A 26292-nucleotide genomic window follows, 5' to 3' on the forward strand; every position below is an offset into this window, starting at 1 on the left:
AGCGGTGCTGCTGCCTCGCCTCTCCGGCGCACGATCCTGCCGCCGTCATGGCTCGCTTTCCCGCCGAGCTCGCATGGTACGATCCGGTCATGCGCATTTCGCCATCCCTCGCGCTGCTTGCCGCCGCGTCGCTCGCGGCCTGCGTTCGTTCCCCTGCGCCCGCCGCGGCGCCCGATGTCGTCGCGCCATCCGCCGACGACGTCGGGCCCTGGTACACGTCGGCGCCCGACCTCGCGGCGGTCCCGCCGGGGCTCGAGACGCCGGAGCAGCGGGCCGCGCGGCTGCAAGCCAAGGCGATCCTCGTGGATGGCCACAGCGGCGTGCCCTCGCTGCTCCTCGGCGGCTCGTTCGCTCAGGTGAGCCAGGACGACGAGCTGATGGCCGAGGAGGTCGCCAGGATCAAGGCGGCGGGCGTCACAGGCGCGTTCTTCCCGATCCACGTCAGCGCGTCCGCGCCGCCTTCGTCCTCGCGGCTCGGCGGCAGCGCCGCGCGCCGCGCGCTCGATCTCATCGAGGCGACCCACCGGCAGGTCGAGCGCCACAGCGCGACGCTGACGCTCGTGCGCAACGCGAAAGACGTGCGCCGCGCCGAGCGCGAAGGCCGGGTCGCCGTGATCATGGGCATCGAGGGCGGGCACGCCATCGAGAACTCCCTGCCCGCGCTGCGCTCGTTCTACCGCCTCGGCGTCCGCACCATGGCGCTCACGCACATGACAACGAACGACTGGGCAGGCTCCGCGGGAGGAGCCCTCGATCCCGGGTATGTGCGCGACCGAGGCCTGTCCCCCTTCGGTGAGGCCGTGGTCCGCGAGATGCAACGGATCGGCATGGTGGTCGACGTCTCGCATGCATCGGACGGCACGTTCCAGGGCGTCATGAAGGTGGCCAGGGCGCCGATCATCACCTCTTCCACGATGCCCGCCGCCGGCCACCGCCGCCGCAACCTCGACGATTACATGCTGCGCGCGATCGCGGAGAACGGCGGCCTCGTCATGGTGAACTCCTGGGCGCTCTTCCTGGACGAGGCGTATGCGGAGCAGTCGGCGCGCTTCGCGCAGAAGTACGGGGCGCACCTCAAGGAGCTCGGCGAGAGGCTCCCGGGCGACACGAGGGCGCTCCGCGAAGAGATCGAGAAGCTCAGGACCCAGGAGGGGCAGATAACGCCGCCGCTGTGGCGGATCATCGACCATATCGACCACGTGGTGAAGGTCGCGGGGATCGAGCATGTCGCCCTCGGCTCCGTCTTCGATGGGAACGAGGCGCTCAAGGAGGGGCTCGCAGGCAGCGCCGGGGCCCCGAACATCACGCTGGAGCTCATCCGTCGCGGCTACTCGGATGCGGACATCCTCCGCCTGCTGGGCGGGAACTTCGTGCGGGTCCTCGAGCAAGCCGAGGCCTATGCGGCCTCGACGGAGACCACGCTGTCCGGGGACGGCAGCACACAGCAGCTCAGCGCGGCCGAGCTGGGCGATCTGCCGACCCAGCCCCTGCTGCCGGCGCCCCCGCCGCCGGCGCCCCCGCCGTCGCGGGGGCCGATGTCGTGGGGGGTTGTCCCGCCGTCCTCGCCGCAGCAGCGACCGGTCGCGCAGCCCTCGAAGGCCGGAGCGCCGGAGTCCCCGTCCTCGGAGCTCCTGCTGTCGCGGTAGCCTCTCGCCGTCGACAGTCGGTCGAGCCGGGTTTACCGTGGCGATCCTCCGGGATGCGAACGGCGGCGCGAACCCTGACCCGGCCACGATCACCCACGCTTCCGGCGGCGCTCGCCGCCTGCGTGCTCGGCGGCGCGTGCTCGGAGGCGCCGCCGCCGGGCGGCCACGGCGGTGGAGGCCAGGGCGCCGGCGCGCACCCTGTGACGACGACCACGTACGTGAGCGCGGCCACGGGCTTTGGAGGCGCCCTGGAGGAGCTGCCGCGCGTGTTCACGGTGACCGGCGTCGTCACCGACGGCGCGGCGCCGCTCGAGGGCGCCATCGTGATGCAGGCCGGCGGGGAGCCGGCCCTCGTGACCGGCCCGGACGGCGCGTTCTCCATCGAGATCACCCGGGACATCCCGGGCCAGCCGACCGTGGTCGCGGCGAAGATCGGATATCGGACGGACGGCATCGAGTTCGAGGTCGTCCCCGACGGGCCGGTGGAGATCGCCATTCGCCGCGCGTCGCCGCCGGACAACGCGCTCGGCTACACCTACGGCGATCCTGGCGACGGCGATCCTCACAACTCGACGCGGTTCTGCGATCACTGCCACACGACGCTCGTTGCCCAGTTCCTCGAGTCGGGGCACGCGCGGTCGGCCAAAAGCCCGCTCCTCCAGGCCATCTACGCCGGCGTCTCGATGGCCCCCACGGACGAGGCCTCGTGCAGCGCCGCGGGCGGGCGCTGGAAGGCCGGCCGCGTCCCCGGGAGCGAGGGGGCCGCCGCGATGCGGTGTTATCTCGGGAGCGGCGTGCTGCCGGATCTCAACACGTCCTGCGGCGGGGGAGCGCAGCCCTCGTGCGACGATCCCGCGCTGCCCGAGGCCGCGCGACCGGCGGCCTTCGGCGCGTGCGCCGACTGCCACGCCGCGGGGATCGACGGCCCCGCGGGCGGGCGAGACCTCCTCGAGGCCACCGGCATCGCGTTCGAGAAGGGCGACCACTGCGACGCTTGCCACAAGATCCGCGACGTCGATCTGAGCAAGCCGCCCGGGGTCGCCGGCGCCCTGATCGTCCAGCGCCCGCAGGAGAGGAGCTCTCCCGACCCTTCATCGAGGCTCCTGGAGGTGATGTTCGGCCCGCGGCCGGACGTGCCGAACAGGTTCATGGGCGGCAGCTACCAGCCGAAGTTCTCGTCCTCGGAGCTCTGCGGCGGCTGCCACGAGCAGAAGCAGGCGGCGCTCCTGCCGGGCGCGGCGCTCGATCCGGTCCGCTGGCCCGACGGGCTCCCGATCCATCAGACGTTCTCCGAGTGGGCCGCGAGCTCCTGGAACCGCCCGGCCTCGCAGTGCCAGGCCTGCCACATGCCGGGGGTCCTCTCGCTGAAGAGCAGCCTCGACGTGACGAACGAGGCGAACGCGAGCGTCTCGCTCGGCTTCGTCCGCCCGGCGGGGACGGTCCGCTCCCACCTCTTCCGCGGCCCGCTGGAGGGCTCCCCGCGGCTCATCCAGGGCGCGGTCGACGTCCGCATCGACGCCTCGGCCGCGCCGGGCGAGCTCGCGGTCACGGTCTCCCTGGCCGGCGGCGCGGCGGGCCACGCCGTCCCGACCGGGGAGCCGATGCGCGCGCTCGTGCTCCTCGTCACGGCGGAGGCGTGCGGCGCGCCCCTTGCGCCGTCGAGCGGCATGACCGTGAACGACACCGGCGGCGCGCTCGCGGAGGCGCGCGTGGGCCAGGGCGCGGCCCTGACGGGCGCCCGGCTCGCCTGGGAGGAGGGCGCGGCGCGCGCGAGGGCGGGCGACGTGGTGCGGATCGTCCGCCCGACCGGCGTCTACGACGAGTACACCGGCATCGGCCGCTTCGCGGACCCGTCGCTCGACGCCGCGGACAAGGGCCTGGAGATCCGCGCGCCGGTCGGCGAGGCGCGGGTGGTCGCCGCGGGGGGCGGCGCGATCACCCTGAGCGGCGCGATCCCCGCGCAGGACGGGGATATCGTCTACCTCGGCGCGCCCCTCGCCTCGCCGGCCGCGGACGGCCAGCCCGCGGCCGCGTTCGCCGGGGCCGCGGGCTACACGTTCGCCAAGGTGCTCGTCGATCCGGCGGGCGCGCGGCACGCGCCGCAGCACCGCGCCGTCGACATCGCCAGCGACAACCGCATCGCGCCGGGGAGCGTCGCTGTGACGTCGCACGGCTTCGCGATCCCCGCGGGCTGCTCGGCGGCCGCGAACGTCACCGCCACGCTGCTCTACCGGCCTGTCCCGCTCGCCCTCGCGCAGGAGCGCGGGGTCGGCGCGCGCGATTACCTGGTCGCCACGGCGTCCTCGCCTGTGCCGCTCGACTGAGCAGCGCGGAGATCAGGAGAAGACGAGGAGCTGCACGGCGCTCTCGCGCAGCGTGGTCTTTAGCCACCGGATCTGCACCTGCTTCTCCGGGAGCGCCGCCTCCGCGAACGCCTTCAGCCCCTCGTCGCGCGCCGCGTGCCCCGCCTCGCCGAGGAGCACCCAGCCGATCTCGCAGTCGTGCGCCATGGGGTAGAGGCGCCGCAGGTCGGCGAACAGCTCGGCGCCGGCCACGCCCGTCCGAGGGCGCACCTTCGCGAGGGCGCGGCGCGCGCCGCTCCGCAGCTCCTCGCCGATCCGGCGCTCCAGCGCCCCCTCGATGCGCACGCCGTGCTTCCGGGCGAACGGCCGCAGCCCCTCGGCGCGGCGCTCGCACTGCGCGGCGAAGCGCAGGCAGAGATGGGCGATATCGAGGCGGTCTGCGTGCCTTTCGGCCGCGGCGCGGAACGACTCCCCGAGATTGGCCTCGGCCTCGTGGAGCCTGTGGAGCGCGTTTCCCAAGAGCAACTCGGCCTCCTCTCGCTCAGCCGCCTGGCCTGGGGTTGGATTCCTCGGCCGCCGGACCGCCCACCGTGGGCGGCACGACGACGCCCGGGGCGGGCGCCGCGGCCCCCGTCGTCGGGGCGGGAGAGGGCACCCCGCCGCTCGCGGCCACCCTGAGGAGCTTGACCTTCGCCACCTTGAAATAGGGCTGCTTGCTCACCGGATCCCACGCCGAGATCGTCAGCTCGTTCGCTGTGCGCGGCCAGCGGTGGCTCTCGGGGTCCTCGTCCCAGGTGCCGTAGTGGAAGGGAAGGAACACGGCGCCTTCGCGGATCTCGCTGATCCGCGCGCGCACCACCACGTGGCCGCGCGGCGACTCGACGCGGACCCAGTCGCCCTCCTCGATGGCGAGCCGGCTCGCGTCGGGCGCGGCGATCTCGACCCAGGCGTCGGGCGCGGCCCGCTGGAGCTGCGGCGCGCGCGCCGTCTTCGTCCGCGTGTGGAACTGGTAGATCGTCCGCCCCGTGGTGAGCAGAAACGGGTAGTCGTCGTCTGCCTCCTCGATGGGAGGCAGGTACTCGGACGCGCGGAGGAACGCGCGGCCAGCCGGGTTCAGCGCCCGGAACTCCGTCTCCGAGCGCGCGCCGCCGGTGTCGAGATCGTGGCCGAAGTCCTGCGCGACCTCCGGATCGCTGAAGAAGCGGTGATCCGTATAGAGCCGCGGCGTCCCTTCCGGGCGCTCGTCGGTGCACGGCCACTGGATCCCGCCGCTGCGGAGCCTGTCGTAGGTGATTCCTGTGTAATCGCAGGGGCGGCCCTTCGAGCACAGCTTCCACGCCTCGAACGCCTCCTCGGGCGTGCGCCACTTGACGAGCGGCGCGCCGTCCTTGTCCCGGAGATCCATCCGCCGCGCGTAATCGAGGAGGATGTCGAGATCCGACCGCGCCTCGCCCGGCGGCTCGACGGCCTTCTCTGTGAGGTGCACCGTCCGGTCCGTGTTCGTGAACGTGCCTGTCTTCTCTCCCCAGATCGCCGCGGGCAGCACGATGTCGGCGTGGCGCGCCGTCTCGGTGAGGAACGCGTCCTGGACGACGACGAAGAGGGGCTCCTGATCCAGGGTGGAGCGGAGGCGGCGCAGCTCGGGGATCGAGACCGCGGGGTTGGTGGCGATGATCCACAGCAGCTTGATCGAGCCCTCCGCCGCGTAGCGGAGGATCTTCATCGCGTGGGTGGGCGCTCCCCAGCTCGGGATCACGAGGGGATCCACGTTCCAGATCCGCGCGAGCTCCTCCATGTGCCGCCGGTTCCGGTGGTTGCGGAAGCCGGGCATCTCGCCGTTGCAGCCCGTCTCGCGGGTGTTCTGCGAGGTCGGCTGCCCGTTCGACTGGATGATGCCGCAGCCGGGCCGCCCGATCATCCCCCGGACGAGGTGGATGTTGTTCACCTGGACGGCGGCGGCGGTGGCCTGGTTCGACTGATAGACCCCCTGGAGACAGGCGGAGAAGAGGCGCTCTGCCGAGCCGAGGACGCGCGCCGCCTCGCGGATCCGATCGGCCGGCACGCCGCAGATCGACGCCGCGCGCGCGGGCGGGTAGCGGTCGACGAGCGCGGCCAGCGCGTCGAGGCCGATCGTGTGGGCGTCGACGAACGCGCGATCGAGCCAGCCGTTCCTGAGGATCTCGTGGAGGATCGCGTTGAGCAGGGCGACGTTGGTTCCGCTCTTGATGGGGAGGTGGACGTCGGCGCGCCGCGCGGGGACGCTGCGGCGCGGGTCGACGACCACGAGCCGCGGCGGGTCGGGGCCATCGAGCCGATCGAGCATGCGCATCCAGAAGACGGTCTGCGTCTCGGCGACGTTGTAGCCGACGAGGAACAGCGTATCGCAGTGGTCCACGTCGGACATCGAGCTTGGCTGCCCGTCGCACCCGAAGCTCTCGCGCATCGACTGCGCCGCCGTCGCGGTGCAGAGGCGGGTGTTGCCGTCCACGTGCGGCGTGCCCAGGCCGCCGCGGGCGAGGAGCGAGAGCGTGTAGTACTCCTCGAGCAGGAGCTGCCCGGAGTTGTAGAAGCCGAACGCGCCGGCGCCGTGCTTCGCCCGGATCTCCCTGGAGCGCGCGGCGATCGCGTCCATGGCGGTGTCCCAGTCGGCCTCGACGAGCCTCTCGCCGCGGCGGACGAGCGGCCGGGTGAGGCGGTCGCGCGCGCGGTTCGCCTGCCAGCCGAAGAGGCCTTTGGGCCCGAGGCGACCGTGGTTGGGGTGGTCCGCGCCGCGCCCGCGGACGCCGACCATGCGCCCGTCCTTGACCGCGATGTCGAGGGCGCAGCCGTTCGCGCAGAGCACGCAGGCGGAATGCACCCAGCGCTCCACGTCGCCCTCGGCGAGGCCGGGATCGAGGAGCACATCGACCCGTGTCGGCCACGGTTCGTCCCGCCCGTACGGCGTCCGGACGCCCCAGGGATCCGCGATCCGGTCCAGCATGGGTGTTCCGATTACCGCTCCTCGCGCGCAACAGCGAGTCGGGCGAGTGATGCATTTTGCTACAGAAGCGCCAGCACGCGCGCCATTGTAGTAGCCCGCCGGCCTCGACCACGAACGCTCTCTGCGCGGTGCGCCCGAGCGCTGCGGAGGTTCCGCCCCCGCCGGCTGTTCGCGGCGCACGGGCTGCGGCTCGCGATCTCGCGCCCTGACGCTGCTCAAGCGCGGAGTCCCGCGCGGCCGGAGCCGTGGCTCAGCGCTTGCACTCACAAGGCCAGAGGCCAGAGGCCCGAGCCCGAGCGAGCGGTCGTGGAAAGGAGCGACGGTGCACAACAAGACCTGGTACGCGCGATTCGCGAAGCAGACGTCCTACCTCTGCGGGCGGCCCAAGGTGTTCGTGCTCGCCGTGGCCGTCATCGTCGTCTGGGCGGTCACCGGGCCCCTCTTCCACTTCAGCGACACGTGGCAGCTCGTGATCAATACGGGGACGACGATCATCACCTTCCTCATGGTGTTCCTGATCCAGAACACCCAGACGCGCGACACCGAGGCGATGCAGCTCAAGCTGGACGAGCTGATTCGCGCGACGCACGGCGCCCACAACGCGCTGCTGGATCTCGAGGAGCTGGAGGAGGGCGCGCTCGAGCGGTCTCGCAAACGCTATCAGGCGCTCGCGAGGGCCGCCCGCAAGGCGCCGGACGACACCGACTGCCCCGACGCCTGACCCCAGAGACAGCCCCTGTGGTCCGACCCGGATCAGACACCAACGGTCCCAGGCACCGTGCCAGGCACGTTGTCGAGGGCCCTTGCGTTCAAGCGCTCAGCCCTTTACGGCGTCGGACATGAGCCCGCTGGATCCGTCCCGGAGCACCTTGTTGAACCTCTTCCTCCGGCTCGGTCTCGCGCTCGCCTCGGGCGCGCTCGTCGGCTGGGAGCGCCACGCCGCTGGCAAGCCGGCCGGGCTGCGGACGCACATGCTGGTGAGCGTCGGCTCCGCGATCTTCGTCATGGCCGCGCTGGAAGCCTCGGCGGACTCGGCCAGCCGCGTCGTCCAGGGCATCGCGGCGGGCATCGGATTCCTGGGCGCGGGTGAGATCTTCCGGTTCTCGCAGCACTCCGGCGGCAAACCGAGGGTGACAGGGCTCACCTCCGCCGCGGCCATCTGGGTCTCCGCTGCGCTCGGCATCAGCGCTGGATACGGGCTGTGGCGGCTCGTCGTGGCCGGGTGCGCGATTACCCTGCTCGTCCTCACGGTCGCGAGGCGCGTCGAGCGCCGCATCTCGACAGAGGATGACGAGAACGGGGCCGCGTAGCGGCGCGCGGCGCGGCTCGACGAGGGCTTCGTCCCTCCGCGACGCTGCTCTGGCGCGGCCATCGAGGATGTGGGAGATGCGCCTGGCCCGCGGGGTCCGCGACCCATCCGATGAGCATGGCCCATTACGTCTCGGTCTTCCTCGTGTCGTTGTCGGCGATCTTCTTCGTCGTGGATCCGCTCGGCATCGTGCCGCTGTTCCTGACGATGACCGCGGGCGATCCGCCGGAGAAGGTGCGGCGCACGGCGCAGCGGGCCTGCGCCGTCGCCGGCGGGCTCATGCTGTTCTTCGCCCTCTTCGGCGGCGTCGTCTTCAGGGTCTTCGGCATCTCGCTGGCCGCGTTCCGCGTCGCGGGCGGGCTGTTGCTGCTCGTCACGGCGCTGGACATGCTGCGCGCCCGCTCCTCGGCGACGCGCACTACGCCGTCCGAGGAGCAGGAGGGCATCGCGAAGGAGGACGTGGCGCTGGTGCCCCTGGCCATGCCGCTCCTCGCCGGCCCGGGGGCCCTCGCCACGGTGATGGTGCTGATGGCGCGCGGGGGCAACGACCCCGTGGCCATGGGGCTGGTGCTCGCCGGCGTGGCCATCACCTTCGTGGCCTCCTACTTCGTGCTGCGCGGCGCAGGGCTCGTGCAGCGGGCGCTCAAGGCGTCCGGCATGGCCGTGCTCGAGCGCGTCATGGGCCTCATCCTGGCCGCCATCGCCGTGCAGTTCATGGCCGACGGCGTGAAGGAGCTCTGGCGCGGGTGACGCCCCGTGGAGCTGGACGAGGGGTGTGTCACCGCGATGGGGTTGGGCACGTCGGGAGCGAGTGAAGGCGGTCGTCGTGGAGCTCGCCTGCCGGGCTGGCGCGGCGGGGCCCGGCGGAGCGGGCATCGCTAGGCGGCCGGGCCGGCGCGGCGCGCGCTGGGCTCCCCACGGAAGACGTGGGCGTGGGCGCGCGCGAGGTCGTCGAAGGCGCGGGGCGGGCGGCCCGTCACGCGCTGAACGACGTCGGTGACGCGGTCCTCGGCCCCGTCGCGGATGGCGAGGTCGAGGCTCACAAGAAACGCGGCGTAGGGCGCGGGGATCCCCGCCCGGACGAGGTACGCGCGGGCGTCCTCCTCGCCGGCGCGGACGTGGCGTATCGCGCGGCCGGCGATGCGGGACACGATGGCCGCCACGTCATCATAGCTGAGCGCCTCCGGGCCGGTGATCACGTGAGATGTGTTGTGCGGCGCGCCGTCGAGGAGCGCGCGCGCGGCGACCTCCGCGATGTCGTCGGCGTCGACGAAGCCGACGCGGCCTCCGCCCGTCGCGGTCGTGAGCTCGCCGCGCCCGGCGATCGCCGCCGCGTGCGGGTGGCGCGGGTCGATGAAGTTCTGCATGAACCACGACGGTCGGAGGACGGTCCATTCCGGAGCGCGCTCGCGGAGCGCGCGGTGGACGAGGCCGAGCCCGGGGCCCCCCTCGGCCACGGGCGACGCGCTGAGGAGGACGAGGCGGCGAGCCCCGCTCGCGAGCGCGCGCTCGACGAAGGGAAGCATGAGCGCCGAGGGATCCTCGACCATCGCGGGCGCGACGAGGTACACGCGATCGGCGCCGCGGAGCGCCTCGTCGTGCGTCGCGGCGTCGGCCCAGTCGAAGCGGGCGTGCTCCACGCCGTCGCGAGCGGCGGGGGCCGCCCGGCTCGCGGTGCGGACGCGCGCGCCGGCGGCCACGAGCCGCGCGGCGAGGGCTCGCCCTGTGGTGCCCGTCCCGCCGGTGACCAGGACGAGCGGCCCGTCGCTCCCCGCGCGCGTCCTCATGACGCCCCCTCGCGATGTGCGTCGAGCTCGTCGCCGAAGGCCTCGAGGACGGGCGCTGGATTCCAGTACTCGCGGTAGCGCACGACGCGGCCGTTCCTCGTCGCGACGATCATCACATAGTCCTGCTCGTAGCGTTTGCGCGCGGGCCCGATGGTCGCCGAGCCGTGCACCTCGGCGAGCGCGACGTCGGGATCGGTCGTCGGATACCGCCGCACGTCCCGGAGCTCGAGCCCGTGGAAGCTCTGGAGGATGCCCTCGAAATGGCGCCGGATGGCCGCCTTGCCCTCGAGGCGCGCCGGCGCGCCGAGCGCCGGCGCGTACGGGAACTCGACGGTTGCGTCGTCGGCGAAGAGGTCGAGCCAGCGATTCATGTCACGACCGATGAGATCGAGGAGCGCGTCGAGCGCCTGCGCGGCGTCGAGCGGCCGGGGATGCGGGAGGGGGTGGGTCATGGAGTGTCCTTTCCTTTCGTGTCGACGAGGCCAGCGTAGAGACGCCGCGATTGCCGCGCGTCCAGCTCCACGATCCGCGCGTCCACGGCCCACGACCGGCGCCGCCCTCGCGGCGGGTCGCGCGCGCCGGCGTGGCGCGGCCCGCCGTGTGTTGTAGAGTCGATCGCGCCATGTCCGCCGCGTTCGACGAGCTGGCCCGGAGCGTCGTGCTCCGCGAGGCCGAGGTGAAGCGCTTCGCGCTCGGCGATCGCTGGGGCAAGCGGCAGCCGGCGCAGCGCGCCGCCGCCCGCGTGTACGCGGCGCTCCGCGGCGGCGGGTGGATCGACGTCGCGCGCCGGCGGCTCGCGCTCGGCGCGGGAGAGCTCGTGTTCCTGCCGCGCGCCGAGGAGCACGCCATCCGCGATCGGCCGACGACCTCGCTCGCGCACCCGGAGGCCCTCTGTCGCGGGATGCGCGCCGTGGCCGACGACGCCCTGGCCACGGAGGCCCCGCCGGAGACGCGCCTCGTCGTCGTCGACCTGCACGTCGACGCGGCGGGCGCCCCGTGGGTCGCGCTGCTGCCGCCCGCGGTGCACGTCGCGGGCGCGGCTCCGGGGCTCGCGCGCTGGCTCAACGACACGCTCGCGCTGCTCGCGGGCCCGCCGGCGCTCTCGGCGGCGCTGCGCCGCTCGGTCGGCGAGGCGTGGGCGCACGCGCTCTTCGCGAGCGCGCTGCGCGACCCGGCGGCGTCGCTGCCGCGGCGGGACGCGCTCCGGGACGAGCCGATCGCGGCCGCGCTCGCGCGGGTGCGCGCCTCGCCCGAGCGCGCGTGGGAGCTCGGGGACCTCGCGCGAGCGGCCGGGCTCTCGCGATCCGCGTTCGCGGCGCGCGCGACGGCGCTCCTCGGCGAGCCGTTCGGCCATCACGTGCGCCGGCTGCGCCTCGAGCGCGCCGCGGTCCTGCTCGGCGAGACGACGCTCCCGGTGAAGCTCGTCGCCGCCCGCGTCGGCTACGACAGCGAGCCCGCGTTCGCGCGCGCCTTCGCGCGTGCCCACGGCGTGAGCCCCATCGGCTACCGGCAGGCGAGGCGGCGAGACGACCGCGCGCCCACCGTCAGACGCGCAGGTTGACGGGATGGAAGGCGCCGCTGAGCGGCGCAGCCGGTATCATGTCCACCCGGCTCTGAACACCAGCTCCCACGCACCGGCGCGTGGTGCGCGGCTTTCGGCGCGGCGCGCCCTGCTGATGCCGTATCCTCCTGCGGATGCGGCAAGGCGCGAGGATAGGTGTCCTGCTCGTCGCGATGGCGGCGTGCGGCGGCGATGGCGATGATGCGGAGTCCACCGCCGGCGCCGGAGGCTCCACGCCTGGCACGGGCGGCGTCGGAGGCTCCAGCTCGGGCGCGGGCGCCGCCGGTGGTTCCACGCCTGGCGCGGGGGGCTCCACGCCGGGCGTCCCGGCCTACGGTCGTTTCGGCCAGGCCACGACCACCTTCACGCTGCCGGAGCCGGCGCCCAGGGAGGGCGAGCTCCCGGAGATCGCCTATCCCGATCTCGCCGGATCGTTCCCGGAGGTCGACTGGAGCGCGCTCGATCGGCTCTACATCCCGGCTGGCCACTACCGGAGCATCCTGCTCGGCGGCCTGCCCGAGCGGAGCGCGGAGCGCCCGCTCGTGATCACGAACCTAGAGCGACAAACGGGTTGAAACCACGAGAAAGAGCAGGAATTTCACAGGGAGGCGGGGAGGCGGGGAGCGAGAGACGACAAGAGGGAGAAATTCTTTTTTTTTTCTTCCTCCCCGCCTCCCCGCCTCCCTGTGAAAATTCTCCGGGTTTCAACGTGATCGCTGTTCTAGGCGGACAGGTCAAGGTCGGGGGCGACGCCGCCAACTACGTGTTCGTGATCAAGGGCGGAAAGGGCTGGATCCTGACGGGCCGCCACGATCCTGTCTCGAAGACGGGAGACGAGGGGTTCCGGGGGCACGCCGAGGGCGCGTTCGCCCATGGCCAGGGGACGTACGGCATCTTCATCGACGACGCGTTCAGCAAGGAGGGCCTCTCTGGGCTGGCCATCGGCGGAGGAGCCTCGGACTTCGAGCTGGACACCCTCGAGGTCGCGCGCGCCGAATTCGCCGGCATCGTCGCCAAGACAGACGACGACGGGCAGGCCACGATGCGCAACGTCAAGATCCACGACCTCTATGTGCACGACGTCGGCTCGGAGGGGATCTACTTCGGCAGCACCCAGGCGCAGCCGCAGCACGCGTTCGAGCGCCTCGAGGTGTACGACAACCGGTTCCTCCGCACCGGCACCGAGGCGCTGCAGGTCGGGCAGCTCGGCTCGGACTGCGAGATCCACCACAACGTCATCGGGCCTGGCGCGGTCCGGTGGCGGTCGGCGTTCGACCATTACCAGGACGGCAACGTGCAGTTCGGCCAGCGCTATGGCAGCTCGAGCTTCCACCACAACGTCGTGATCGGGACGGGCGACCTCTTCGTCGAGCTGTTTCCGACGCGCGTGGACGGCGATCCGCGCTCGCCCTCGGATACGGTCTCGTTCACAGACAACTACTTCGCCGACACGTCGCTGAGCGGGGTGTACACACACGCGGTGGACACCGGCGCCACGATACGCTTCGAGCGCAACGTCTTCCTCGGGTTCCACTTCAACTACACGGAGGTGTACCCAGACATGGACGAGCCTGTGCAGGTCTTCGCCGTGGGCAGCAACGCGCCGAACCCGCACATCCTGAAGGGCAACCAGGTGGACGGGCCCTATCCGTTCATCAAGTGGCTCTTCGACAGCGTGCAGGCCGAGGACAATCCAACGGTCGCGGTGGAGCGGGTCCGCTTCCGCGACTTCATGGGCGGCGCCCTCGACGAGGACTACCGGCGCCTGGAGTGGTGGACCGACCGCGCGACGCTCAGCCCGGACGAGCGCGCCGTGACGTACCCCAAGGGCGCGTACGTGCTCCACCGGGGGGCGCTCTACGAGGCGCTCGCCGAGAGCCAGGGCGAGCAGCCGGATCAGCACCCCGACGTGTGGCGCGCGCTGCCGGCCCCCGCGGACGATGTTCGCCTGAGCGCCGACTCGCCGCACCAGGGGCTCGGCGTCCGCTGGCCGCCGCCTTAGCGGGTGTCGGTCGTCCAGGAGGGAGCGGATCGCGCAAGATGACTCCTGCTCTCCGGGGCGCGTCGCTTCGCGCGTGAACTCCTCGAATCCTCGTTCCCTTGTCCCTCTCCTCGCCCGGTGGCGTACTGCTCGCCATGAAGCTCTTCTACGCGCCCACATCCCCCTTTGCCCGCAAGGTGCGGGTCACCGCCCACGAGCTGCAGCTGGGAGACCGGATCGAGCTCGTGCTGGTCAATCCCTGGTCGGACGCGGCGCTGCGGTCCCTGAACCCGCTGGCCAAGGTCCCGACGCTGGTCCTGGAGGACGGGCAGGTGCTCTTCGAGTCGGCGCTCCTCTGCGAATACCTGGACCACCTCGTGGCCGGTGGGTTGTATCCAGCGCCGGGAGAGGCGCGGTGGAGCGCCTTGCTCCGGCAGGGCATCGCGGACGGCGTCAACACCGCTGCCGGGCGCCTCTTCGCCGACGAGCATCGCCCATCCAATGAGCGATCGAGCAGCGTCATGCAGCGCCAGGAGGCTGCCATCGAGGCCGGCCTCGACCGGCTGGAGCGCGACGCCGGTACGCTGTCGGGAGCGCTCGCGGACATCGGCGCGATCTCGGTCGCCTGCGCGCTCGGCTACCTCGACTTCCGCTGGCCGGATCGGGCGTGGCGGGGCGGCCGGAGCGGCCTCTCGCGCTGGTTCGATGCCGTCGGCCAGCGCCCGTCCATGATCGCCACGCAGCACCGCTCGCCGTGAGCTCCTGAAGTAGGGTCTCAGGCGGCGCTCGCCGCCCCTGCAGGGGTCGACGCTCGTCGCCTCGCCCGCCTCCCGCCCGCGTCCGGCCTGCGCCCGAGCCCGGCTGCGCGCTCGTCCACGGTGACGCCCGAATGAGCGGCGACCTCGTCGCGGGCTTCCGGTTCGATGACTGTCGAAACAGATTGACGGCGCCGCCGCGCTGCCTAGATTCAGTTCGATGACCGTCGAACCAGATCCCCCGGCGCGCGGGCTGGGCGTCGAGGCGCGCATCGGCGTGCTCAAGGCGCTCGCGGACGCGTCGCGGCTCCAGGTGGTGAACGCCCTGATCGAGCGGCCGCACTGCGCCGAGGAGCTGGCCGAGCGGCTTGGGCGCGCGCCGTCCACGGTCTCCTTCCACCTCCGGAAGCTCGACGAGGCCGGGCTGGTGACGAAGCGCAAGACCCAGTATTACCTGGTCTATGCGCTGCGCGACGATCTGCTCCGCCTCACGCTGAAGGAGCTCGTCTCGCTGCCCTCCGCCGCCGACGGCGCTGCGCGGCGGCGCGCGGAGCGGGCCCGGAGCCAGGTGATGCGCGCCTTCTTCCGCGGGGGCGTGCTGGTCCAGATGCCGAAGCAATGGCGCAAGCGGCGCATCGTGCTCGAGCAGTTCCTTGGCAAGTTCCAGGCGGGCCGGCGCTACCGCGAGCAGGAGGTGAACGAGATCATCAAGACCCTGTATCCCGACCACTGCACGATCCGGCGCATGCTCGTCGACGAGGGATACATGGCGCGCGACGGACAGCACTACGAGCTGATCGCGGCAGAGGCCAGGACACCCGAGGCGAAGGACACGACACCCGAGACGGAGAGCAGGACGCCCGGATCAGGGGCGGAGCACGCAGGAGCGAGCACGATGGAAACGCGCAAGGAGATGAAGCGGAAGTATCTCGAGACCCCGAAGCAGGCGGGCATCTTCCAGGTCAAGAACACGGTGAACGGCAAGGTGCTGCTCGGCAGCAGCACGAACCTCCATGGGCCGCTCAACAAGCACCGTTTCATGCTGTCCATAGGCGGGCACCAGAACCAGGCTCTCCAGCGGGACTGGCAGCAGCACGGCGCCGACGCCTTCACGTTCGAGGTGCTCGAGGTCGTGCAGCAGAAGGACGAGCCCGGGTTCTCCGTGGCCGACGAGCTGACGCTCCTCGAGCAGATCTGGCTGGAGAGGCTCTCGCCCCTCGCGCCGCGCGGCTACAACATGGATACGCGGCTGCGCGAGTGAGACGGAGTCGCCGCGCCCCTTCTCGGGCGATCACGCTCTGCCGTACAGCGCCGCCGCGTTCGCCCGTTTCCTGGCCGCCGGGGCGGCTCAAGGCCGGCGGCGCCTGCGCCGCGAGCGGCGTGTCCCGGTGGCAAAAGCGGTGGATTTCATCCACCATGGCGCTGCATGCGGCCAGCCGGCATACGGACGAAATCTTCAGATGTCGTCGAGCCCTCGTCCGATGGCAGCGTCCTGGACGCGAGCGCCGGGGACTGCCTCGACGGGGGCGGCGAGATGAGCGCCCTGATGCGCTCGATCGACTGGGCGAAGAAGACGAAGCTCGGCCCCATCGCCGCGTGGCCGATAGGCCTGAAGACCGTGGTCGGCCTCGTGCTCTGCAATCGGTTCCCGATGCTCATGTTGCTCGGGCCGGAGATGCTGCAGATCTACAACAATGCCTATCTGCCTATCCTGGGCATGAAGCACCCTGCGTCGATGGGCGCTCCGGCGTCCGAGGTGTGGGCCGAGATCTGGGACGTCGTCGGCCCGATGACGCAGAGCGTGCTCGACGGGGGGCCCGCGACGTGGAGCGAGCACCTCATGCTCCCGGTGATCCGGCGGGGCTTCGTCGAAGAGGCGTACTTCACGTTCTCCTTCAGCCCGATACCCGGCGTTACCGAGCGGGTCGCCGGCGTCCTCGTCACGGTGAAGGAGACCACGGAGCAAGTCCTCGACGCGCGCCAGCTCCGGATGCTGCGCGATCTCGCGACGCGCTCCGCCCACGCGAAGTCGGCGGAGGAGGCGTGCCGCACAGCCGTGGAGATCTTCGCGGCGAACGACGCCGATCTGCCGTTCTCGCTGCTCTACCTCCTGGACGGCGACACGGGCGACGCGCGCCTCGCCGGCGCGAGCGGGCTCGACGACTACGAGGGCGCGGTGAAGCCGGCGCGCGTCCCCCTCCACGAGCGAGGCGGCGAGGCCTCGACCTGGCCGCTGGCGGAGGCCGCGCGGGTCGGCGAGATCCTCGTGGGCGATCTCGCGGCCCGCTTCGGCGCCTTGCCGGGCGGCCGCTGGGGCAGCGCGCCGGAGCAGGCGATCGTCCTGCCCCTCTCGCGGCCGGGCCAACCCCGTCCGTATGGCTTCCTCGTCGGCGGCGTGAGCCCGCGCCGCCTGCTCGACGAGCCGTATCGCGGGCTGTTCCGGCTGATCACCGATCAGGTGGTGACCGCCATCGCGAACGCGCGCGCTTACGAGGAGGAGCGCAGGCGCGCCGAGGAGCTCGCCGCGATCGATCGCGCGAAGACGCTGTTCTTCAGCAACGTCAGCCACGAGTTCCGGACGCCGCTGACGCTGATGCTCGGCCCCATGGAGGACGCGCTCGCGGCGCCCGGGCGCGCGCTGTCCGGCGAGCACCTGGCGCTCGCCCACCGGAACGCGCTGCGCCTGCTCAAGCTGGTCAACGCGCTGCTCGACTTCTCGCGCCTCGAGATGGGCCGCGCGCAGGCGTCCTACGAGCCGACGGACCTCGCCGGCCTCACCGTCGATCTCGCGAGCGCGTTCCGCTCCGCGATCGAGCGAGCGGGGCTCGCGTTCAAGGTGGACTGCCCGAAGCTCCCGGAGCCCGCCTTCGTCGACAGGGACATGTGGGAGAAGATCGTGCTGAACCTGCTGTCCAACGCCGTGAAATTCACGTTCGACGGCGAGATCTTCCTGTCGCTCTGCGCGCGGGGGGACCACGTCGAGCTCGCGGTGCGCGACACGGGCACCGGCATACCCGGGCACGAGCTGCCGCACCTCTTCGATCGCTTCCACCGCGTCCAGGGGGTGCGCGCGCGCACGCACGAGGGCTCCGGGATCGGGCTCGCGCTGGTGCACGAGCTGGTGCGCCTGCACGGCGGCAGCGTCCGGGCGGAGAGCCGCCCGGGCGAGGGGACCGCGTTCACGATCGCGATCCCGCGCGGGTCCGCGCACCTGCCGGCGGAGCGCATCCGCGCGGAGCAGACGCTCGCGTCGACGGCGACCGGCGCCGCCCCCTACGTCGAGGAGGCGCTGCGGTGGCAGCTCGCCGGGGCGCCCGCCCCGGCCGATCACGTCGAGCCCGACCACGCCGCGGCCCCCTTCGACCCGAGCGCGCGCATCCTCCTCGCCGACGACAACGCCGATATGCGCATGTACGTGCGGCGCATCCTCGATGAGCGGTGGACCGTCGAGGCCGTGTGCGACGGCGCCGCCGCGCTCGAGAGCGCCCGGCGGTCGCCGCCGGATCTCGTCATCGCCGACGTGATGATGCCGGTCCTCGACGGCTTCGGCCTGCTCCGGGCGCTGCGCGCCGATCCGGCGACGCGGGGCGTGTCGGTCATCATGCTCTCGGCGCGCGCGGGCGAGGAGTGCCGCGTCGAGGGGCTCGCGGCCGGCGCCGACGATTACCTCGTGAAGCCGTTCTCGGCGCGCGAGCTCGTCGCTCGCGTCGCGACCCACCTCCAGCTCGCGGCGCACCGGCGGGCCGTGGAGTGGGAGCGCGGGAGGATGTACGCGCTGTTCGAGCACGCCCCCGTCGGGATCGCCGTCTACCGTGGCCCCGAGCTCGTCGTCGAGATGGCGAACCCGCACTTCGTGGCCATGGTGGGCCATCGTGACGTGATCGGACGCAAGTTGCAGCAAGCCTTCCCGGAGATCGTCGGCTCGTCGCTCCTCGACGTCTTCCGCCGGGTCTACGCGACGGCCGAGCCGTTCGTCACCTACGACTGCCGGTTCGACCTCGATCGCGGGCGCGGCGTGCTGGAAGAGTCGTACTGGAGCTTCAACCTGCACCCGATGCGTGACGCTGGCGCCGCCGTCACCCGGATCCTGGTCGTCGCGCTCGACGTCACCGAGTCCGTGCGGACGCGAAAGAAGCTCGAGGCGGCGGCGCGGGAGCGCGAGGAGCTGCTGCGCCGCGCGGAGGACGCGCGGCGGGACGCGGAGCGGGCGAACCGCGCGAAGGACGAGTTCCTGGCGATGCTCGGCCACGAGCTGCGCAACCCGCTCGCCCCGATCGTTACGGCGCTCCACCTGATGCGCCTCCGCGCCGGAGGGCACGCCGAGCGCGAGCGGCTCGTCATCGAGCGCCAGATCAAGCACCTGACGGCGCTCGTCGACGACCTGCTCGACGTCTCCCGCATCACGCGGGGCAAGGTCGAGCTGAAGAAGCAGCGGATCGAGCTCGCGGAGGTCGTGGCCAAGGCGGTCGAGCTGGCGAGCCCGCTGCTCGAGCAGCGCCGGCACCACCTCACCGTCACGGTCCCCTCGAGCGGCCTCGCCGTGGACGGCGACGTCACGAGGCTCGCCCAGGTGGTCTCGAACCTGCTCACGAACGCCGCGAAATACACCGAGAGCGGCGGCGAGATCGCGGTCCGGGCCGAGCGCGCGGGGGGCGAGGTCGTCCTGTCCGTGCGCGACAATGGCATCGGCATCGCCCCCGAGATGCTGGCGAGCATCTTCGAGCGCTTCGTGCAGGAGCGCCAGGCGCTCGACCGATCCCAGGGCGGCCTGGGCCTTGGCCTGGCCATCGTCCACAACCTGATCGCGATGCACGGCGGCCGCGTGTGCGCGCACAGCGAGGGCCGCGGGCGCGGAAGCGAGTTCACCCTCCGGCTGCCGGCCGCGGCGGCCGTGCGCTCGTTCGAGGCCGCACCGGCGCGCCCGCCGGCCGGCATGCAGGGGACCCCGGCTCCCGCCGACCGGCGTCGCATCCTGCTGGTGGACGACAACCTCGATGCGGTCGAGCTCCTGGCCGAGTCGCTGGGCGCGATGGGGCACACGACGCGCGTCGCCGCCGACGGCCCGTCCGCGCTCCGGATCGCGGAAGAGTTCGTGCCCGACGTCGCGCTGCTCGACATCGGGCTGCCGGTGATGGACGGCTACGAGCTCGCGCGCCGCCTCCGCGAGCAGCCGGCGGGTGAGCGCGTTCGCCTGATCGCGATCACCGGTTACGGCCAGGAGGCGGATCTCCGGCGCTCGAAGGGGGCGGGGTTCGAGACGCACCTCGTCAAGCCCATCCAGATCGATCGATTGACGTCGCTCATCGAGGAGCCTCCGGCCCCCAGGGCCGAGTGATCCACGTCAGAGATCCTCGACGACGACACGGCGTGACCGCGCCCGGAGCGCCCTGGCGGCGCGCGCCGCGGCGAGACCGGGGCAGCTTCTGACGGGAGAAGGAACCATGGATACGCGACGCATGCGAAGTGCGAGGATGGGTGTTCTGGTCGTGGGATTCGCCGCGACCGCGGGATGCACGCTGGTCTCGGGGGTAGGAACGCTCGAGTTCGACGGTGAGGCCGCCGGAGGCGCTGGCGGAAGCGGTGACGCCGGTGGCGGCGGCGCCGGAGCGGGAGGCGGCGAGGCGGGCGGCGCCGGCGGTGCCGGAGGCGAAGCGGGAGGCGGCGAGGCGGGCGGCGCCGGCGGCGGCGCGGGCGGCGGCGCGACGGGCGGCGACGTAATGATCCAACAATGCGTGCCCGGCGAGGGGGTCGCCGTGGGCGCCCGCGTCTGGGGTGACGCGTGGCTCAACGGGTTCGTCCTTCATTGCGCCGACTTTCAGAGCGACGGCCACACGGGGGACGGATACGATGCCGGCTCCGTGACCGGCAGCATGACGGGCTCGCACGTCTCCAAATTCTGCGACTACCCCAGGAATGTCGTGGCGTTCAGGTATACGTACGACGCGGAGCACGTGTACCAGGTCCAGTTTGGTTGTTCGACGCCCGAGGTATGGAAATCGTCGACGCCCAGCGTCGAACAATGGCTCGATCCCATCGGCGGGACGACGGCTGGTCCGCAAGAGTACGGAGCGCAATGTGAGGAGGGTTCCGCCTACAGCTACTTCACGCTCAACGTCAGCGAAGATGGTCAATCCATACGAAGCTTCGAAGGGCCTCGCTACTGCTTGGGAATGCCCTGATCCCTCGCAAGGCCGTCTCCGGAGGCGCCGCTCCTCGGCGAGGTGATCTCCTCTACAAGGCGGCAGCGACCGGGACCCCAGCGCCGCGGGAGGCGAGCGTCAGGCCTCCGGGCGAGGTCGAGCGCCGAGATGGCCTGGTCCGTTATAAGAGAAATTTCGTCCGTTATAATGGACATCGACGCTGCCCCGTGGTACTGGGCATCCAACGGACGGTATAGCGATGCACTATCGACAGCTGGGTGACAGCGAGCTCCGTGTCTCGGAGCTCTGCCTTGGGACGATGACGTTCGGCGAGCAGAACACGCTCGAGGACGCCAGAGCGCAGCTCGACTACGCGTTCGACGCGGGCATCAACTTCGTCGACGCGGCCGAGATGTACCCCGTGCCGACCCGCGCCGAGACGCAGGGGCGCACGGAGAGCTACGTGGGCGAGTGGCTGAGCCAGCGGCCGCGCGACAAGGTGATCGTCGCGACGAAGATCGCGGGGCCGGGCCGCCCGATCCCGTGGGTCCGCGGCGGCTCCCTCGCGATCAACCGCGCCAACGTCCGGCGCGCGGTCGAGGACAGCCTGCGGCGCCTCAGGACCGATTACATCGATCTCTACCAGATCCACTGGCCCGATCGGTACGTGCCGCAGTTCGGCGCGAGCGCCTACGATCCGGCGAACGAGCGGTCGAGCACGCCGATCGCCGAGCAGCTCGCGGCGTTCGCGGAGGTGATCCGCGACGGCAAGGTCCGGTATTTCGGGCTCAGCAACGAGACCGCCTGGGGGGTGGCGCAGTGGAGCCGCGTCGCGGCGCAGCTCGGGCTCCCCAGGCCGGTGTCGATCCAGAACGCCTACAGCCTCGTCAACCGCACGTTCGACTCCGCGCTCGCGGAGGCCTCGCGCCGCGAGGACGTGCCGCTGCTCGCCTATAGCCCGCTCGCGTTCGGCCTGCTCACGGGCAAGCACCTGGGCGGGCCGCCGCCGGGCTCGCGCTTCGCCCGGTTCGAGTCCTTCGGCCAGCGCTACAGGAAGCCCAACGTGGACGAGGCGGTGCAGGCCTACGTCAAGCTCGCGCGCGCCCACGGCCTGAGCCCGGCGTCGCTCGCGCTCGCCTTCGTGCGCAGCCGCTGGTTCGTGGCGAGCACCATCCTCGGGGCGACCACGCTCGAGCAGCTCGAGGAGAACGTGAAGAGCGCAGGCGTGGTGCTCGACGCGGCGGTGCTCGGCGAGATCGACCAGATCCACGCCCGGTACCCGAACCCGGCGCCCTGATCTCGCCGGCCCCGGCGGCCCCGCTCGCCCGGGGCGGCCCGGTCCGACCCCTCTGTTCGCGGGAGCGCAGCGCTCCCGGCCGAGCGATGCTGCGGCGCCGGCGGGCAGCCGCCGCGCCGGCACGGAGGGGGATCAGATGATGACCAAGCTACCCAGGCGGAGCCTGCTCGCAGGCCTGCTGGCGATGGGCGCCGCGGGCTGCGCGAGCTCGGGGGGGATGACGAGCGCGAGCGCCCGCCGGAAGGCGCCGGCCGATCCGTGGCAGGGCGTCCGGGGCGAGTTCAACCTGTCGCCGGCGTGGATCCACATGACGGGCTTCCTGCTGGCCTCGCACCCGCGGCCCGTCCGCGAGGCGATCGAGAGGCTGCGGAGGGAGCTCGACGAGAACCCGGTGGACGCGCTCCACGCGCACGAAGACCTGGCGCCGGTGCGGGCGGCGGCCGCGGCGTACATGGGCGTCGGGGCCGAGGAGATCGCGCTCACGGACAGCACGACGATGGGGCTCGCGTCGATGTACCTCGGCCTGCCGCTCGAGGCCGGCGACGAGGTGCTCACGACGGAGCACGATCACTACTCCACGCACGAGTCGCTCCGGCTCGCCGCGGAGAGGACCGGCGCGGTGGTGCGGAAGATCGCGCTCTATGCGAGGGGCAGCGCGGCGACGGCGACGGAGATGGCGGGGGCGATCGAAGCGGCGCTCACCCCGGCCACGCGGGTCGTGGCGATCACGTGGGTCCACTCGAGCTCGGGCGTGAAGACGCCGGTGCGCGCCATCGCCGAGGTCGTCGCCAGGGCGAACCAGGGCCGGGCCCCGGGGGAGCGCGTCGTCTGCTGTGTGGACGGCGTGCACGGCTTCGGGGTCGAGGACGTGACGATGGCCGATCTCGGCTGCGACTTCTTCGCCGCGGGCTGTCACAAATGGATGTTCGGGCCGCGGGGCACCGGCGTGCTCTGGGGCAGGCGGGAGCACTGGCCGATGCTGCGCCCGAGCATCCCGTCCTTCGGAAAGGCAGCATACGAAGCCTGGCTCCGGCAGCAGCCGCCGCCGCCCACGACCGCGGACATGATGTCTCCCGGAGGGTTCCACTCCTTCGAGCACCGGTGGGCGCTGCCCGCGGCGTTCGCGTTCCACCGTGGCATCGGCAAGGCCAGGGTCGCGGCCCGGATCCACGCCTTGAACCGGCAGTGCAAGGAAGGGCTCAAGGGGATGGGCCACGTCACCCTGCACACGCCGCTCGACGACGCCGTCTCCGCGGGGATCGTGTGCTTCGAGGTGGCGGGGATGACGCCGGAGGCCGTCGTGGCGAGGCTCCGCGAGAGGAAGATCATCGCGTCGACGTCGCCGTACGCGACCTCGTATGTCCGCGTCGCGCCGAGCCTGCTCAACTCCGAGGCGGACGTCGAGGCGGTGCTGCGCGCGATCCGCGCGCTGGCGTGAGGGGCGCGGTCCGGCGAGCCCTCGCCGGACCTCGGGCGGGCGGGAGGAGGGCGCCTATCGGGCGGCCTCCTCGATTCGCGCGATGTCGATCTTCTTCATCTGCATCATCGCCTGCATGACCCGCCCCGCCTTGGCCGGGTCCGGGTGCTGGATCAGCCGGATCAAGGCGGACGGGACGATCTGCCAGGACACGCCGAACCTGTCCCTGAGCCACCCGCACTGGCTCTCGGCGCCGCCGTCGGCCGTGAGCTTGCTCCAGAGCTCGTCGACCTCCTCCTGCGTCTCGCAGGTGACGACGAGCGAGAACGTCTCGTTGAACTTCTGGTTGGCGCCGTTCAGGGCCATGAGCCGCTGGCCGTTCAGCTCGAACTCGGCCATCACGAGCGAGCCCTTGGGCCCCGGACCCGCGTCTCCCGAGCGGAGCTCCGAGAGGATCCGTGAGCCCTTGAAGATGGACAGGTAGTACTTCACGGCCTCCTCGGCGTTGTTGCTGAACCAGAGGCACGTCTTGATCTTCTGCGTGGTGGTCATGATCGGGGCTCCTGGCCGGGGTCGGGCCCGGCGGTGAGGTGAGGACGGCGTGGTCATCGCGACCGCGCTCTGCCTGGATGTCGGAGCACGGTGCGCCGGCTCGACATGGAGCCGACGATTTTTTTCCGGCCCACCGGGGCGGCCGGGCTCCAGGGTCGCCGGGGCGGCCGGCGGGGGCGGGGCGGCAGGCCGCCGTGCGGCCGCCGTGGTGCGCCGGCGGCCGCTGCGGGGCGGCGACGGGCGAGGATGAGCTCGCGGGCGGGGTGGAACGTCGCGGCGATCCGTGAGAGAGCACGCGCATGAGACACATCCTCGATGGGTCGATGGGGGTCATCCTGGCCGCGGGGCTCTGCGGCGCCGGGTGCAGGGCGTCCGCGCATGAGCCTTCCGGCACGAACGCGCCGCCCGGCACGAACGCGCCGCCCGGCACGAACGTGCTTCCCGGCACGAACGCATCTCCCGGTACGAACATCCCTCCGACGGAAGAGCCCGCCACGCCGCCGGCAGCCGCCCCGATGGGCGAGCGGATCGTCGTGGGCAGCGATCCGTGCAAGAGCGACGCAGACTGTGTGCCCGTGTGCGCGTGCCACGCGGCCGCGTGCATCGCGAAGGCCACCGCGCCGACGTGTGATCGAGGCCTGATGTGCACGCAGGAGTGCCGGCCCGGAACGATGGATTGCGGCGGAGGCTGCCTCTGCCAGGGCGGCAGGTGCGCGGCCCGCCTGATCAATGTGCCCCCGCCCTGAGCCCCTTTGTTAACGTGGTCGTGGTCGTTAACGTGGTCGTAGACGTTAACGTGGTCGTAGACGTTAACGTGGTCGTGGTCGTGGTCGTCAACGACAAGCCGTGAACGACCACGACCACGACCACGACCACGACCACGACCACGTTAACGATAACGTAAACGTAAACGTAAACGTAAACGTAAACGTTATCGTTCGCGCTGGTGACCGGGCGCCCAGCTCAGTCCTCAGTATTTGTAAACATCGGCGAAGATCGAGCGACGCATGATCTCGTTCGTCGTCGTCTCGCGCACCCACGCGGCGATCCCGGTCCCGTTCGGACCGAAGCCCACCGTCGGCTCCCAGTGTTCCGCGGCGTTGTCGTCCTCCAGCGGGTGGGCCTCCGTCCACCCCTGCGCGGGCGACAGCTCGCTGGCAAAGATCGACCGGAGTGCGGCGGCTTTCTGGGTCCACACGGCGAGCCCTCGCCCGGCCCCATCCACGGCGATCTCGGGGCCGCTCACGCTATCTTCGTCGGCCGAGAGCTTGTCGGCTGGCTGGAACGTCGTCCCCGAGAAGCGCCGTGCCCAGATCGCGCAGCCGGCACCGCACTGACGGAACACCACGCCCCCGTCACCCTCCGCGTTCATCGTGACGGAGTACTCACTCGCCCTCTGGCCCGCGGTGTCCACGCCGGTCGCTCCGGCCCACACGCCCCCTGAATAGGAATTGGCGATCACGTGCGACACCGAGGAGGTCGAGTCGCGCTGGAGGAAGACGACCATCGCGTTCCCGTTGCCGTCCATCACGACGCGTGGGCTCAGGTGGTCGAGCGTGTCGTCAGCCTCCAGCGGCTTCGGGCCTTCCGCACTGCCCTTGTGCGTCGTCAGATCGTAGCTGACCACATTGCCCAGCACGTTGAGACGCCCACCGTCCGACTGGTACCACGCGGCCACCGCGCGCAGCGTCGTGCCCACGGTCGAGACGCCGACAGCCGTGCCGTTGCAGCTGGTCGTGCTCCCCGACACCTTCACCGGTGCTTGCCAGCCCTGCCCGTCCTCGTAAATGGCCAGGTACCCCTCACGCGCCGAGGTGTCGACGGTGTTCACGTCGATCCCCACGGCGATATGGCCGGCGGGGGTCATCGCGACCGTCGTCGAATGTTTCGAGACCCCCGAGGTGCCCTCGGCGATCGTCTCGACCGTGCCCCACCCGGCGGGCCATCCGAGCGATGCCGTGAACCGCTTGCCGAACACGGCGCCGCCCACCGAGGCCGAATACCAGACGACAACCCCGTTGCCATCGGCGTCGATGGCAACCCTGGCGTTCACGCCTCTCGTGGCCGCGTCGTTGACCTGCCGCAGCGGGTCCCAGCTGTCGCTCTTCTTGACATAGCGACGCGCCCAGACGGTGTCCTGATCATAAAACACGACCAGCGCGTCGCCGTTGGCCGAGACCGCGACCTGCGGAAGGAAATTCGAGATCTGGTTGGCGAGATCGTCATGACCGACGCGCTCGAACGTATCCCAGTGGGGCGGGGGGGCTTCGCCCCCGGTCCCGTCACCGCCCACCCCGTCGCCGCCTGTCGCGCCGCCGCCTGCTCCGTCCCCGCCGGTCCCATCACCGCCTGTCGCGCTGCCGACGCTGTCCGGACGACCGCCGCCTCCGCCGCTGCCCACGTCGCTGGAGCTCGACGACGACTCGAATGTTCGCACCTTCTGTCCGCAGGCCGCGACGAAGAGGAGCCCCAGAATGAAACCCAGCTTGGGCCTGGCGCACGAGCGCCCGCCGTGTCCGCATTTTTCGCGCATCATGCGCGAGGATGAGATCCGAACGCCTCGG

At 71.7% G+C, this 26292-nt stretch carries 21 protein-coding genes; 15 read left to right on the forward strand and 6 right to left on the reverse strand.

Annotated features, from left to right (window positions below; translation table 11 throughout):
- Positions 1–89: 89 nt before the first annotated feature.
- Together WMF29_RS03785 and WMF29_RS03790 are read left to right on the forward strand one after the other, a co-directional pair.
- Positions 90–1646 (forward strand): dipeptidase, encoded by a 1557-nt coding sequence (locus WMF29_RS03785; RefSeq protein WP_437327522.1) that lies wholly within the window; start codon positions 90–92, stop codon positions 1644–1646.
- Positions 1647–1699: 53 nt separating this feature from the next.
- Positions 1700–3970 (forward strand): hypothetical protein, encoded by a 2271-nt coding sequence (locus WMF29_RS03790; RefSeq protein WP_437327523.1) that lies wholly within the window; start codon positions 1700–1702, stop codon positions 3968–3970.
- 12 nt (positions 3971–3982) lie between these two features.
- Here WMF29_RS03790 and WMF29_RS03795 read toward each other — a convergent pair whose 3' ends face one another.
- Complete coding sequence (locus WMF29_RS03795; RefSeq protein WP_437327524.1) at positions 3983–4474, reverse strand: hypothetical protein; 492 nt, start codon at positions 4472–4474, stop codon at positions 3983–3985.
- A 16-nt stretch (positions 4475–4490) separates the two neighbouring features.
- Complete coding sequence (locus WMF29_RS03800) at positions 4491–6929, reverse strand: molybdopterin oxidoreductase family protein (RefSeq protein ID WP_437327525.1); 2439 nt, start codon at positions 6927–6929, stop codon at positions 4491–4493.
- A gap of 322 nt (positions 6930–7251) precedes the next feature.
- Between WMF29_RS03800 and WMF29_RS03805 the strand changes: the two genes are divergently transcribed.
- The 3 genes from WMF29_RS03805 (at position 7252) to WMF29_RS03815 (ending at position 8988) form a co-directional block, all read left to right on the forward strand.
- Positions 7252–7650: a low affinity iron permease family protein gene (locus tag WMF29_RS03805; RefSeq protein WP_437327526.1), complete on the forward strand. Its 399-nt coding sequence runs from the start codon at positions 7252–7254 to the stop codon at positions 7648–7650.
- Between the two features lie 118 nt (positions 7651–7768).
- Entirely contained in the window at positions 7769–8239 is a 471-nt protein-coding gene (locus tag WMF29_RS03810) for an MgtC/SapB family protein (RefSeq protein ID WP_437327527.1), read from the forward strand.
- Positions 8240–8355: 116 nt separating this feature from the next.
- Positions 8356–8988 (forward strand): MarC family protein, encoded by a 633-nt coding sequence (locus WMF29_RS03815; protein WP_437327528.1) that lies wholly within the window; start codon positions 8356–8358, stop codon positions 8986–8988.
- Positions 8989–9116: 128 nt separating this feature from the next.
- Here the strand turns inward: WMF29_RS03815 and WMF29_RS03820 are convergent, their stop codons facing one another.
- Both WMF29_RS03820 and WMF29_RS03825 read right to left on the reverse strand, forming a co-directional pair.
- Positions 9117–10025, reverse strand: coding sequence for an NmrA family NAD(P)-binding protein (locus tag WMF29_RS03820; protein ID WP_437327529.1), 909 nt, complete (start codon positions 10023–10025; stop codon positions 9117–9119).
- Positions 10022–10477, reverse strand: a complete 456-nt coding sequence (locus WMF29_RS03825; RefSeq protein ID WP_437327530.1) for a nuclear transport factor 2 family protein — start codon at positions 10475–10477, stop codon at positions 10022–10024. The genes WMF29_RS03820 and WMF29_RS03825 overlap by 4 nt, the downstream gene beginning before the upstream one ends.
- 170 nt (positions 10478–10647) lie before the next feature.
- On the opposite strand from WMF29_RS03825, the gene WMF29_RS03830 reads away from it, so the two are divergent.
- From WMF29_RS03830 to WMF29_RS03870, 9 genes are all read left to right on the forward strand, one after another.
- Complete coding sequence (locus WMF29_RS03830) at positions 10648–11586, forward strand: helix-turn-helix domain-containing protein (protein ID WP_437327531.1); 939 nt, start codon at positions 10648–10650, stop codon at positions 11584–11586.
- A gap of 134 nt (positions 11587–11720) precedes the next feature.
- Positions 11721–12161, forward strand: coding sequence for a hypothetical protein (locus tag WMF29_RS03835; protein ID WP_437327532.1), 441 nt, complete (start codon positions 11721–11723; stop codon positions 12159–12161).
- Positions 12162–12295: 134 nt separating this feature from the next.
- The gene (locus WMF29_RS03840) at positions 12296–13588 is read left to right on the forward strand and encodes a right-handed parallel beta-helix repeat-containing protein (RefSeq protein ID WP_437327533.1); all 1293 of its coding nucleotides are present in this window, start codon (positions 12296–12298) and stop codon (positions 13586–13588) included.
- A gap of 134 nt (positions 13589–13722) precedes the next feature.
- On the forward strand, positions 13723–14325 hold the full coding sequence (locus WMF29_RS03845; protein WP_437327534.1) for a glutathione S-transferase N-terminal domain-containing protein: 603 nt from the start codon (positions 13723–13725) through the stop codon (positions 14323–14325).
- Between the two features lie 217 nt (positions 14326–14542).
- Complete coding sequence (locus WMF29_RS03850; RefSeq protein WP_437327535.1) at positions 14543–15583, forward strand: metalloregulator ArsR/SmtB family transcription factor; 1041 nt, start codon at positions 14543–14545, stop codon at positions 15581–15583.
- 165 nt (positions 15584–15748) lie between these two features.
- The gene (locus tag WMF29_RS03855; RefSeq protein WP_437327536.1) at positions 15749–19657 is read left to right on the forward strand and encodes an ATP-binding protein; all 3909 of its coding nucleotides are present in this window, start codon (positions 15749–15751) and stop codon (positions 19655–19657) included.
- Positions 19658–19778: 121 nt separating this feature from the next.
- Positions 19779–20501, forward strand: a complete 723-nt coding sequence (locus tag WMF29_RS03860; RefSeq protein ID WP_437327537.1) for a hypothetical protein — start codon at positions 19779–19781, stop codon at positions 20499–20501.
- A 220-nt stretch (positions 20502–20721) separates the two neighbouring features.
- Positions 20722–21759, forward strand: coding sequence for an aldo/keto reductase (locus tag WMF29_RS03865; RefSeq protein ID WP_272097826.1), 1038 nt, complete (start codon positions 20722–20724; stop codon positions 21757–21759).
- A gap of 136 nt (positions 21760–21895) precedes the next feature.
- Positions 21896–23197: an aminotransferase class V-fold PLP-dependent enzyme gene (locus WMF29_RS03870; RefSeq protein WP_437327538.1), complete on the forward strand. Its 1302-nt coding sequence runs from the start codon at positions 21896–21898 to the stop codon at positions 23195–23197.
- 54 nt (positions 23198–23251) lie between these two features.
- Here WMF29_RS03870 and WMF29_RS03875 read toward each other — a convergent pair whose 3' ends face one another.
- Positions 23252–23728 carry a VOC family protein gene (locus WMF29_RS03875; protein ID WP_437327539.1) on the reverse strand — a complete coding sequence of 159 codons (477 nt, stop codon included), beginning with the start codon at positions 23726–23728 and terminating at the stop codon, positions 23252–23254.
- Positions 23729–24027: 299 nt separating this feature from the next.
- Between WMF29_RS03875 and WMF29_RS03880 the strand changes: the two genes are divergently transcribed.
- Positions 24028–24474 carry a hypothetical protein gene (locus WMF29_RS03880; RefSeq protein ID WP_437327540.1) on the forward strand — a complete coding sequence of 149 codons (447 nt, stop codon included), beginning with the start codon at positions 24028–24030 and terminating at the stop codon, positions 24472–24474.
- Between the two features lie 224 nt (positions 24475–24698).
- Here the strand turns inward: WMF29_RS03880 and WMF29_RS03885 are convergent, their stop codons facing one another.
- A complete protein-coding gene (locus WMF29_RS03885) occupies positions 24699–26165 on the reverse strand; it encodes a hypothetical protein (RefSeq protein WP_437327541.1) in 1467 nt (488 codons plus the stop codon).
- Between the last annotated feature and the right edge of the window lie 127 nt (positions 26166–26292).

The organism is Sorangium sp. So ce381 (genome assembly GCF_051473845.1).
GTDB lineage: Bacteria > Myxococcota_A > Polyangia > Polyangiales > Polyangiaceae > Sorangium > Sorangium atrum.